Origin of the sequence: Blattabacterium punctulatus (assembly GCF_003226695.1) — a bacterium.
Classification (GTDB): domain Bacteria; phylum Bacteroidota; class Bacteroidia; order Flavobacteriales; family Blattabacteriaceae; genus Blattabacterium; species Blattabacterium punctulatus.
Genome location: NZ_CP029808.1, coordinates 329627 through 341411, shown reverse-complemented (window position 1 = coordinate 341411; position 11785 = coordinate 329627). Strand labels below are relative to the sequence as shown.

Here is an 11785-nt window from a genome sequence, read left to right as displayed (position 1 = left end):
GAAGGTACATTTGTTTTTTTATTGTATTATTAATTTTTCAAAATTAAAAAATTATGAAAAAAAAAATACTCTTTTTCGAAGATTTAGGAAAAAAAGATTATAAAGAAACTTGGAAATATCAAAAAATATTATTTGATGATATTATCCAAAAAAAAGTAAAAAACATATTTTTTTATAATAATAAAAACGAAATAGCAGGATATTTACTCTTTGTAGAGCATCCCCATGTATATACGATAGGAAAAAATGGAAAAAATAAACATTTATTAGTATCATCGGATTTTTTAAAAAAAATAGATGCTACATTTTATCAAACAGATAGAGGAGGTGATATAACTTATCATGGGCCAGGACAATTAGTGGTATACCCAATTTTAAATATGGACTATTTTTTTACTGATATTCACAAATATCTACGTTTATTAGAAGAAGTCATTATTCATTTTCTAAAAAATTATGGAATAAAAGGGGAACGAGAAAAAGGAAAAACAGGAGTTTGGTTAAAGAAAAAAAACGGTAAATATAAAAAAATATGTTCGATAGGAATTAGAATGAGTCGTTGGGTTACCATGCATGGTTTTGCTATAAATGTCAATACAGATTTACGGTATTTCGATTATATCATTCCTTGTGGGCTTTTCAATAAAAAAGTTACTTCGTTAGAAAAAGAATTAAAAAATAAGATTTCCTTTTCCGATACAAAATATCTAGTAAAAAAATCTTTTCAAGAAATTTTTAATATAAAATTTTTTATAAATAAAAAAATAAAATTTATCTAATAGATTTAACAATCATGATTCCATCTTGATCTACTTCCGTTAAAAGTACATTTTGTAATGTATTTTTTAATATTGGATTTGAAGATATTTTTGTTCGAATATAATTTTCTGTATATCCATATAAATATTCATTATTCGTAGAATTATTTTCAAACAAAACAGTTTTTTTCGTATAAATTTGTCTTTCACAAAAAGAAAGATATTTTTTTTTTGAAAGGTCTCTTAATATTTTGTTCCTTTTCCATTGTATTTTTTTAGAAATTTTTTCCTGTATAGTTATAGATTTAGTATTGGGTCTTTGAGAATAAGAAAATATATGTAAAGAAGAAATTTCTAATTTTTTCAAAAAATGAAAAGTTTCTAAAAAATGTTTATGTGTTTCGCCAGGAAATCCAACAATAATATCTGAACCTATATAAGCATCTGGAAGTAATTTCCGTATACTTTTCACTTTTTCTTGATAAAGTTCTCTTCTATAACGTCTTTGCATTTTTCCCAATATATCGTTACTTCCAGATTGTAAAGGAATATGAAAGTGAGGAACAAAATGTTTACTTTTTGATAAAAATTCAATACATTCGTTTTTCAATAAATTAGGTTCTATTGAAGATAAACGTATTCTTCCCTTTTCTTTTATTTTATCTATAGCCTGGATTAAATCAAAAAATGTATAGAAACGATGTTGATGGATCCCATCTATTTTCTTTCCATAGTCTCCAATATTTATACCCGTTAATACTATTTCTTTTATTCCTTTATTAAAAAGAAACCGGATCTTTTTTAAGATATTTTCTATACTATCCGATCTAGATCCACCTCTTGCCATAGGAATAATACAATAACTACATTGATAATCACATCCATCTTGTATTTTTAAAAAAGAACGAGTTCTATCTCCAATAGAATACGATGAAAAATAAGAAGATGTTTTTTTTGAAATAATTTTTGCAGGATATCTTTTAAATAAATGGATCGGATGGATATAATCGATTATTTTAAATTTTTCTTCAGAACCCAATACCATATCTACACCACGAATATAAGAAATCTCTTTAGGATTAAGTTGTGCATAACATCCTACTGCAATAATAAAAGATTTTGCATTTTTCTTCATAAAAAAACGTACCATGTACTTAAATTCCAAATCTGCATTTTTGGTTACAGAACAACTATTTATAACATAAATATCTGCAACCCCCTTGAAAGAAACATGTTCATAATTTAAATTAGAAAATTTTCTCGCTATTGTGGAAGTTTCAGCATAATTTAGCTTACACCCCATTGTATAAAATGCAATTCTTTTTTTCCTCATTTCGATAAAAAATAATATTCATTAACGGAAATGAACCTTTTTTTACAGAATTTTTTTTTAAGAAGAAAAATAATCTAAAAGTCCACTATGACTAGCTTCCATAGATTTTTCACCTTTTTTCCAATTTGCTGGACAAACTTCTCCACTTTTTTCATAATACTGAAGAGCATCGATCATCCTAATTGCTTCATTTACATTTCTACCCAAAGGAAAATCATTAATTAAAAGATGTCTGATAATCCCATTTTTATCTATTAAAAACAATCCTCTATAAGCAATAATTTCTCCTGTTGCTTTCAATTCTTCATTATTGCAAATCCAATTTGCAGATAAAACTCCATAATTATGGGATATAGTTTTATTGATATCGGAAACAATAGGATATGTAACACCATATATCCCCCCTTTTTCTTTTGGAATTTGCAACCAAGCCCAGTGCGATTGTTCTGTATCTGTAGATAAAGCTATTATTTGTACATTTCTAGATTCAAAATCCTTTATTTTTTCTTGAAATGCATATATTTCTGTTGGACATACAAAAGTAAAATCTTTAGGATAGAAAAAAAGCAATACATATTTACTTCCCTTAAATTGTTCCAAAGTAAAATTGGGAACAATATCTTTTCCATTCAATACTGCATTAGCTGTAAAATTAGGCGCTTTTTTTGCAATTAATGTATTCATTTTTCTATATTTTATATGCACGAATTTACCAAAATTATTATAAGAATCAAAAATAAAACAAGTAATTTTTTCCTTTTACATCCATTCTATAATGAATATTTTTTCATTTTTATACATATCTATGTAATTTTTTATTCAGTTCATTTTTTAAACTTGTTAAATTCATTATTTTTTTCAAAAGATCTTTCTTATCCTCAATTTTAATATTTTTTCGAAAATTACTGATTTCATTTTGAATTAATTTCAAAAAATATTGGGACTTATATCTTAATAAAAGGTCGATAAGATATCGATCTATGTTTTCCTCTTTGGAAGATACTTCAATTCCTTTTTTATCCCATTTGGATAAGGAATAGGATTTCGTATTTGTATGATACAAAAATTTCCATTTTTTTATGGAATTTTTTTGTAAACAAATTTGGTCAAATATTTTCTGATGAGAATCTAAAGAAAAACGAAAGTTATGGAATTGAAAAGTCTGGAATATTTTTTCGGAAACTGTAGTCTTAGATCCTTCTATTTTTATCTCCTTATCTCCATAATTTACAATTAACTGAATCAACTTTTCTTCAATTATAAGAAGAATATTTTTTTGAGTTTTTTCTGAACTAATACTAATAGTAGAATTTTTCTTATAAATTTTTTTATTACTTATTCTTTCCAATTCAGAAATTAAAATTTCTTTACGAATTTTTAGATTTTTGGAAGCGACTTCTATATATAATTCTCTTTGGATAAGATTGGATACTTTTGAAATGCTTTTCAAAATATTCAAAACTAAAAACGATTTTTTAATTGGATCATCTTGACAGAATTTTTCAAACATTTTTTGTTTAAAAGAAACAAAATTATAACTTTTTTTTTCTAAAAAATATTTCAATTGAGAATAAGAATATTTTTTAGAAATAGTATCTGGATCTTCTCCATTATGAGTCAATAATATACGTAAGTTCATTTTTTGTTCTAATAACATATTTATTCCTCTTAAAGAAGCTTGAATTCCAGAACGATCTCCATCATAAAAAAGAACAATATTTCTTGTAAATTTCTTAATTAACAATATTTGATCAATGGTCAAGGAAGTACCAGAAGAGGATACCACATTTTTTATTCCAGATTGATGCAAAGAAAGCACATCTGCATATCCCTCTACTAAATAACAAAGATTCTCTCTTAAAATAGTTTTTTTAGCTTGAAATAAACCATACAAAATTTTACTTTTTTGAAAAATATCGTTTTCGGATGAATTTAAATATTTCGTTGTACGGGAATAACTATTAATAGTCCTACCACCAAATCCTATTACCCAACCTGATAAATCATGTATAGGAAAAATAACACGTTCACGAAAACAGTCAAAATTATTGAATTTTTTGAATCTAGTAAGACCAGATTTTTTTAAATCACGTATTTTAAATCCTTTTTTTAAAGCTGTTTCCGTAAATAATATCCAAGAGGAATGGGCATAACCTAATTCAAATTGATGAATCGTTTTCATATCAAATCCTCTTTTTTTTATTAAATAATTCAATCCCTTTGCTTGACCTTCTTTTGTGGAATGCAATTGTTTAATGAAAAAAAATTTTGCATAATTCTGTATTAAGTATAAAATTCCATATTTTTCATGATAAATTTTCCTAAAATCTGTATTTTTTTCAGATTCATGAATCTTTATATTATACTTTTTAGCTAGATAATATAAGGATTCTACATAAGAAAATTTTTCGTATTCCATAAGAAAAGTAATAATATTTCCACCTTTTCCAGAACTGAAATCTTTCCATATTTTTTTTGTAGGAGAAACGATCAGAGAAGGTGTTTTTTCATTAGAAAATGGACTAAGACCTCTATAGTTTAGACCACTTTTTTTTAAAAAAACAAAATCTCCGATAACTTCTTCTATACAAGAAGTAGAAAATATTCGTTTTATAGTTTCTTTAGAAATCATGATTCTTAAAAAAAAAATAATAATACAAAAATCTGATTTTAAATGCTTTCTAATTTCATTCTATGAATAATTTTTTTTGGGTTAGAATTCGAAAAAATAGTAGTTCCTGCTACCAATATATCTGCTCCATTTTTGAATAATAAAGAAGCAATTTCTAAATTAATCCCTCCATCTACTTCGATAAGTGCAGAAGAATGTTTTTTTAAAATCAAATCTTTAGTATCTTCTAGTTTTTGATAAGTTTGATGAATAAATTTTTGTCCGCTAAAACCAGGATTTACGCTCATTAATAAAACAAAATCTATATCTTTAATAACATCTTGTAAAATAAAAACTGGAGTATGAGGATTTACTGCTACACCTACTTTCATTCCATATTCTTTAATGGAAGAAATAGTTTTATTTAAATGTATACAAGCTTCATAATGAACATGTAAGTTATCTGCCCCACAAAATTTAAATTCTTCTATATAGTGTTCTGGGTGCATAATCATTAAATGCACATCTATAGGTTTATGAGTATATTTTTTTACATGTTTGATAAATAAAGTACCAAAAGAAATATTAGAAACAAAAGAGGAATCCATAATATCAATATGGAACCAATCTGCTTCACTTTTATTCAGCATTTCTATATCACGATATAAGAAAGCCAGGTCTGCTGAAAGTAAAGATGGAGAAATAATTTTTTTCATATTTTATATTTTTCTAAAAAAATTGAAATAAATAAAGAAAGATTATGAAATCATCGTTTCACTAATCCCTGTTTTAGAAAACCCTCCATCATGATACAAATTTTGCATTGTTACTTTTCTTGTAAAATCTGAAAATAGTGTAATTATATAGTTTGCGCAATCTTGTGCCGAAGCATTTCCTAAAGGAGATATTTTTTCAGATAAAATAAAAAATTGATTGAATCCTTTAATAGATTTTGCGGCCTTTGTAACACTAGGAGATTGTGAAACCGTATTAACCCTAACTTTTTTTTTTATTCCCCAATGATAACCAAAATTACGTGTAATACTCTCTAGATATGACTTATAATCCGACATATCTCCATAATATGAAAAGCTTCTTTTAGAAGCAACATAAGTTAGAGCTACAATAGATCCCCATTTATTCATGGCATTTTTACTCCAAGCCGTTTGCATGATTTTATGATAGGATACGGCAGATATTTCCCATCCTTTTCTTAAAAATTCATAATTAATAGAGGTATAAGGAATTCCTTTTCGAATATTTATGGACATAGCGATGGAATGCAATAGAAAATCTATTTTTCCTCCAAAATGATCTAAAGCTTTATCAAATAAAATATTAAGATCTATAATAGAAGTAGCATCTGCTGGAACTACCATGGATTCTGTTTTATGAGATAATTCATAAATTTTTCCCATTCTTAAAGCCGCAGGGGTATTTGTTAAAATAAAAGACGCTTTTTCTTTATAAGCACGTTCTGCTACCTTCCAAGCAATAGAATTTTCATCTAAAGCTCCAAATATAATCCCTTTTTTTCCTTTCAATAAATTGTAAGACATAGTTAAAAATTTAACCAAAAATACCTATTTTTTATTGAATTAAATATCAAAAACTTCTTTAATTATAGGCAAATAGTCCAATTTTTCCCATGTAAAAAGTTCTACTTCTTGTTTTTTTTTATTTCCTTCTATATCCGAAAAATATTTCCATACTTTTTTTGGAATTTTTCCCATATGTCCATAAACAGCTGTTTCCTCATATATTGGGTTACACAATTTTAATCTTTTTGTTATAGCGTAAGGACGAAAATCAAAATTTTTTTTAATTTTTAGTACAATCTCTTCATCAAGAAGTTCTTTTTTAGAGGAACCATAAGTATTCACAAAAATTCCTATCGGTTTTGCAATACCAACTGCATAAGATATTTGTATCGATAATTCATCTGCAACTCCTGCTGCAACAAGATTTTTTGCAATATGCCTAGCAGCATAAGCAGCAGATCTATCCACTTTAGAAGGGTCTTTTCCAGAAAAAGATCCTCCTCCATGAGAACCTCTTCCTCCATAAGTATCCACGATGATTTTTCTTCCGGTAATTCCAGTATCTCCGTGAGGTCCTCCAGTAACAAATTTACCTGTAGAATTTATGTAATATTTCGTTCGATCGGTAAATAATTTTTTTATATCCTTCGATAGGATATTCTTGACCCTTGGAATTAAAATATTTTTAATATCTTGAACTATACGTTTATGCATTTTTTCTTTTGTATCAAATTCATCATGTTGAGTTGAAATTACAATGGTGTGAATATGTATAGGGATATTTTTATCAGAATATTCCAGAGTTACTTGTGATTTTGCATCTGGACGTAAATAAAGCATTTTTTCTCCTTCATTTCGGATGGATGAAAGTTCCCTTAATAAATAATGAGATATTTCTAATGATAAAGGCATATAATTTTCTGTTTCCTTAATAGCATACCCAAATACCATACCTTGGTCTCCTGCACCTTGATTTTCTTTTTTATTATTTTGTATTATTCCTTGGAATAAATCTCTAGATTGTTCTTGAATAGAAGAAATTACCCCACAAGAATCTGCATTAAATCTATATTCATTTTTAGTATATCCAATCTTCCGAAGGGTATCACGAGCTACTTTTTGAACATTAACCCAAGTTTTAGAATTTACTTCTCCTGCTAATACAATTTGCCCCGTAGTAACTAAAGTTTCTATAGCTACTTTTGCTTCTGAATCATAGGCCAGAAAATGATCTAATATAGCATCCGATATTTGATCCGATATTTTATCAGGATGTCCTTCTGAAACAGATTCACTAGTGAATAAATAAGGCATTTTTTTTATTTGATGACTTAGCTTTCTATTCTTCTAAATTATATTTTTAATATTTTTGAATCTGAATAGATTTTTTATGCAAAATTTTGAAAATTTCTTCAACAATTTCTTCCGAAACACCTAATTCTTTTCCTAATTTTATAGATTTATTTAAAATATACTCCCATCTATTTTTCTGTAATAAAGCTATATTATATTTTTTTTTCAGAATTCCTAATTTTTTGGAAATTTTCATTCTTTCTGCTAAAAGAGTAATAATATTTTCATCTATTTCATCAATGAGTATTCTTAAAGAATCTAACTGATTTTGATATTTTTCATCATCATAATTATTAGAATATATCAATTTTTTTAACATTTCCAAAAGTTTTTCAGGAGTGATTTGTTGTTTAGCATCACTCCAAGCATGATCAGGATCACAATGACTTTCTATCATCAATCCATCACATCTAAAAAAATGAAAAGCTATTTTGGAAATTTCTAAAATTCCTTTTTTATTTCCACAAATATGTGAAGGATCACAAATAATAGGAATTCTAGGAAGAATACTCCTAAAATTCAATAATATATTCCAGTTAGGTTGATTACGATATTTAGATGTTTTATAGGTATAAAAACCACGATGTATAACTCCTAATTTTTTAACTCCTTTGGCAAATAAACGTTCTAAAGCTCCTATCCATAATTCTAGATCAGGATGTATAGGATTTTTTACTAAGATAATTTTATCCTCTTTTCCTTTTAAAGAATCTGCAATTTCTTGGACAGTAAATGGACTTGCTGTACTTCTTGCTCCTATCCAAAGAATATCTATATCAAAAGATAACGCCAACTTTACATGTTCTGCATTAGCTACTTCCGTAGCAACCATTAATCCTGTATTTTTTTTTACATTTTTTAGCCATTGAAGTCCCACTTTACCAATTCCTTCAAAATTATTCGGTTTAGTTCTAGGCTTCCATATACCTGCTCTAAACACTTGTATATAGGATGTGTTCATCCTTATAGCTGTTTCTTTGATTTGTTTTTCGCTTTCTGCACTACAAGGACCAGATATGACTAGGGGATTATCAAACTTTTCAATCCAAGATCTGTCTATACTATTATTTAGAATATTTTTTTCCATTATAATACAATTTATACATTAAACATATTTTTTTTATTTTATCTCATTTGCTTTTTTTATATACCGATCAATTTGATGAAATTCTTTTTTTCTTAAATATTTACGAAATATCTTTAAGTGATCTATATAAACATCCATAGCTTGAATCAGATTATTTTTATTAGAAATAAAAATAGGTAACCACGTTTCAGGTTTGCTTTTCGCTAAACGTGTAGTAGAATCCAATCCACTCCCCCTCATATTATTAAAAATTTTTTTTTCATTTTTAAATTTTTCTAAAATAGTACTAGCTAAAGAAAAGGAAACCACATGAGGTAAATGAGATACGTAAGAAATATAAAAATCATGTTCTTTAGATGTGATATAAATCATCCGCATATCCATTATAGAATAAATTTTCTTTACGATAAATATCGCATCTGGATCACTAAGTTCAGAATCACAAAGAATACAATTTTTTTTATGGAAAAGATCTGAATGAGCATATTCTGGTCCAGAATTTTCTAATCCTGCAATAGGGTGTGTAGCCACAAAACGACTTCTTTTTGGATGAGAATAGACACTATTACAAATTTCATACTTAGTAGATCCAGTATCTAAAATAACTGTATCATTACTTATTTTATTAAGAATAATTGGAAGTATTTTTTCTATTCCATCTACAGGAATGGATAAAATAATAACGGAAGATTGTAGAATAAGATCCTGAAAAGAAATTATTTTATCTACAATTCCCAGTTTTACAGCATGAATAGCATTTTCTTTATTAGAGTCTATTCCTAAAAATTTATCTCCAAAATTGGATTTTCTTAATCCTAAACTAATAGATCCACCGATTAAACCTAATCCTATAATTCCAATATTCATGAAAAAATTCTATTTTTTGCTTTTTCCAAAGTTTTTACAGGACAACACATAGATAATCTTACATACCCTTTTCCATTATTTCCAAAAATGCTTCCAGGTGTAATAAATATGTGATAATTTTTGAGAATTTTATCGGACCATTTCCGATCATTTTGTTCTAAATCTAAAATTTTAGCCCAAACAAATATTCCAGAACTTTTTCTTCTATATTTTAAATATAGACGATCACATATTTCCAATATAATTTTTTTACGTTTTAAATATTCTAGATTGAGTTTTTTAAACCATTCTGAATTTTGATTCATTGCTTCTATAGCCCCAATTTGTATTGGATAATACATTCCAGAATTGATGAGACTTTTTACTTTTAAAATATTTTTAATATATTCGTGTTTTCCTATTATCATTCCAATTCGCCATCCAGCCATATTATAACTTTTACTTAAAGAATTTAATTCTAAAGCAATATCTTTAGAACCTTTAATATTAAATATACTCAAAGGACGTTGATTATTATTTAATATTAAACTATAAGGATTATCGTGCACTAGTAAAATACGATTTTTTTTAGCAAAAACGACTATTTCTTCCAACTTTTCAAAAGTTATAGTTGCACCTGTTGGCATATGAGGATAATTGATCCACATAATCTTCACCTTAGATAGATTCTTATTTTCCAATAGTTTTATATTAGGACACCAATCCTCCCTATCATAAAGATCATAATAAATTACTTCCGATTCTAAAAGTTTGGATATAGAAGAATAAATAGGATATCCAGGATTTGGAATTAGAACTTGATTCCCTTTGTTCAAATAAGAAAGGCTTATATCCATAATTCCTTCCTTTGAACCCATCAAAGGTAACACTTCATTTTGATAATCTACATCCACTTTATACGTATTTCCATACCAATCTGCAATAGATTTACGTAAACTTTCTATACCAATATAACTTTGATAAGTGTTCGCATTTTTTATTTCTGATGCTTCTTTCATTTTAGGAATAACTCCGTATGGAGGAAGAATATCCGGATTCCCAATTCCTAAATTAATGATATCTATCCCCTTATTTTTAAGAGTCTGAATCTCTTTCATTTTTTCGGAAAAAAAATATTCCGATATTTGATGTATTCTTTTTGCTACAACAATCATTAAGATCTAATTCTTCCATTTTTATATTCCCCCATAATAGAAAGTTTATGAAGATAGGGGATTCTTTGTATACATATTTTCATTCTCTCATAATCTTTTATATTATTGAATATAATATCCACATAAAAAAAATATTCCCAAGGTTTTTTTATTATAGGAATAGATTGTATTTTAGTCATATTTATTCCAAGATTTGATATAAGACTCAATATTTGAGATAAACTACCAGTAGTATGGAAAATTTTGAATCTTAGTGAAGCTTTATTAAAATTATCTTCTTTATTGGAAAAATTTTTAATAATAAAAAATCTGGTAAAATTTCTTCTAATGGTTTGTATATTTCTAGAAATGATTTCTAATCCATATTCCTTAGCTGCATATTCTGATGCAATCGCAGCTAATCCTTTTTTTTTGCATATAGAAATGTATTTAGCGGCAGAAGCCGTATCAGAATACTTGGATATTTTTACATCAGGATGTGAATCTATAAATAACTCACATTGCAAAATGGCCATTGGATGAGAGTAAATTTCCTTTATTTCTTTCATATTTTGTCCAGGAAAAGCCATCAAATGATGTCTTATAGGCATATAAATTTCTCCAACTATTCTTAAGTTATATTCATATAAAAGACTATAATTAGTCAATATAGTACCTGCTATAGTATTTTCTATAGCCATTACACCAATATCTACATTAGATTTAGCAACAGAAACGGCAAGTTCTCTAAAGGATGAACATTCCATTAATTGGTAATGACATCCTTCAAAGTATCTAGAAACTGCAGCATGATGAAAACACCCCTTTATCCCTTGTATAGCAATTTTTTTCATATTGTAAGAAATATTTATAATTTACCTCATACTCTACTCCTCCATAAACCGATTCACCGATTCGATAAAAAAATAATTAATAAGGAGTCCTATTCATTTTATTTTTATTTCTTACTTACTTCGCGGAATCAAAATAAAGAATAAAGGTAAAAAATAATTTTATTTTATACAATTTTTTTTAAAAAATTTTATCCTAAGAAGATAATCGTAAAAAAAAATAAAAATAGTAAAACGGTTAACTTTATATT

General features: G+C 26.7%; 11 protein-coding genes. 1 reads left to right on the top strand and 10 read right to left on the bottom strand.

Annotated features, from left to right (window positions below; all coding sequences use genetic code 11):
* The first annotated feature begins 53 nt into the window (after positions 1–53).
* A complete protein-coding gene (gene lipB / locus DM780_RS01685) occupies positions 54–779 on the top strand; it encodes a lipoyl(octanoyl) transferase LipB (RefSeq protein WP_110548732.1) in 726 nt (241 codons plus the stop codon).
* On the opposite strand, the gene mtaB is transcribed toward lipB, so the two are convergent.
* The 10 genes from mtaB to DM780_RS01635 form a co-directional block, all read right to left on the bottom strand.
* The gene (mtaB, locus tag DM780_RS01680; protein ID WP_110548731.1) at positions 772–2091 is read right to left on the bottom strand and encodes a tRNA (N(6)-L-threonylcarbamoyladenosine(37)-C(2))-methylthiotransferase MtaB; all 1320 of its coding nucleotides are present in this window, start codon (positions 2089–2091) and stop codon (positions 772–774) included. The two genes, lipB and mtaB, sit on opposite strands and share 8 nt — an antisense overlap.
* A gap of 57 nt (positions 2092–2148) precedes the next feature.
* Positions 2149–2775: a peroxiredoxin gene (locus DM780_RS01675; RefSeq protein ID WP_110548730.1), complete on the bottom strand. Its 627-nt coding sequence runs from the start codon at positions 2773–2775 to the stop codon at positions 2149–2151.
* Positions 2776–2884: 109 nt separating this feature from the next.
* Positions 2885–4723: a DNA primase gene (gene dnaG / locus DM780_RS01670; RefSeq protein ID WP_110548729.1), complete on the bottom strand. Its 1839-nt coding sequence runs from the start codon at positions 4721–4723 to the stop codon at positions 2885–2887.
* A gap of 38 nt (positions 4724–4761) precedes the next feature.
* On the bottom strand, positions 4762–5418 hold the full coding sequence (gene rpe, locus DM780_RS01665) for a ribulose-phosphate 3-epimerase (protein ID WP_110548728.1): 657 nt from the start codon (positions 5416–5418) through the stop codon (positions 4762–4764).
* Positions 5419–5460: 42 nt separating this feature from the next.
* Positions 5461–6261, bottom strand: coding sequence for an enoyl-ACP reductase FabI (locus DM780_RS01660; protein ID WP_110548727.1), 801 nt, complete (start codon positions 6259–6261; stop codon positions 5461–5463).
* Positions 6262–6300: 39 nt separating this feature from the next.
* A complete protein-coding gene (metK, locus tag DM780_RS01655; protein WP_110548726.1) occupies positions 6301–7557 on the bottom strand; it encodes a methionine adenosyltransferase in 1257 nt (418 codons plus the stop codon).
* A gap of 46 nt (positions 7558–7603) precedes the next feature.
* The gene (locus DM780_RS01650; protein ID WP_110548725.1) at positions 7604–8683 is read right to left on the bottom strand and encodes a bifunctional 3-deoxy-7-phosphoheptulonate synthase/chorismate mutase type II; all 1080 of its coding nucleotides are present in this window, start codon (positions 8681–8683) and stop codon (positions 7604–7606) included.
* A gap of 33 nt (positions 8684–8716) precedes the next feature.
* Positions 8717–9550, bottom strand: a complete 834-nt coding sequence (locus tag DM780_RS01645; protein WP_110548724.1) for a prephenate dehydrogenase — start codon at positions 9548–9550, stop codon at positions 8717–8719.
* Positions 9547–10704, bottom strand: a complete 1158-nt coding sequence (locus DM780_RS01640; protein ID WP_110548723.1) for a pyridoxal phosphate-dependent aminotransferase — start codon at positions 10702–10704, stop codon at positions 9547–9549. The genes DM780_RS01645 and DM780_RS01640 overlap by 4 nt, the downstream gene beginning before the upstream one ends.
* Positions 10704–11537 carry a prephenate dehydratase gene (locus tag DM780_RS01635; protein ID WP_110548722.1) on the bottom strand — a complete coding sequence of 278 codons (834 nt, stop codon included), beginning with the start codon at positions 11535–11537 and terminating at the stop codon, positions 10704–10706. The genes DM780_RS01640 and DM780_RS01635 overlap by 1 nt, the downstream gene beginning before the upstream one ends.
* Positions 11538–11785 lie beyond the last annotated feature (248 nt).

Bases quoted from the DNA above. Each gene is read 5' to 3' on its own strand.
- lipB (WP_110548732.1), top strand. From the start codon at position 54: ATGAAAAAAAAAATACTCTTTTTCGAAGATTTAGGAAAAAAAGATTAT.
- mtaB (WP_110548731.1), bottom strand. From the start codon at position 2,091: ATGAGGAAAAAAAGAATTGCATTTTATACAATGGGGTGTAAGCTAAAT.
- DM780_RS01675 (WP_110548730.1), bottom strand. From the start codon at position 2,775: ATGAATACATTAATTGCAAAAAAAGCGCCTAATTTTACAGCTAATGCA.
- dnaG (WP_110548729.1), bottom strand. From the start codon at position 4,723: ATGATTTCTAAAGAAACTATAAAACGAATATTTTCTACTTCTTGTATA.
- rpe (WP_110548728.1), bottom strand. From the start codon at position 5,418: ATGAAAAAAATTATTTCTCCATCTTTACTTTCAGCAGACCTGGCTTTC.
- DM780_RS01660 (WP_110548727.1), bottom strand. From the start codon at position 6,261: ATGTCTTACAATTTATTGAAAGGAAAAAAAGGGATTATATTTGGAGCT.
- metK (WP_110548726.1), bottom strand. From the start codon at position 7,557: ATGCCTTATTTATTCACTAGTGAATCTGTTTCAGAAGGACATCCTGAT.
- DM780_RS01650 (WP_110548725.1), bottom strand. From the start codon at position 8,683: ATGGAAAAAAATATTCTAAATAATAGTATAGACAGATCTTGGATTGAA.
- DM780_RS01645 (WP_110548724.1), bottom strand. From the start codon at position 9,550: ATGAATATTGGAATTATAGGATTAGGTTTAATCGGTGGATCTATTAGT.
- DM780_RS01640 (WP_110548723.1), bottom strand. From the start codon at position 10,704: ATGATTGTTGTAGCAAAAAGAATACATCAAATATCGGAATATTTTTTT.
- DM780_RS01635 (WP_110548722.1), bottom strand. From the start codon at position 11,537: ATGAAAAAAATTGCTATACAAGGGATAAAGGGGTGTTTTCATCATGCT.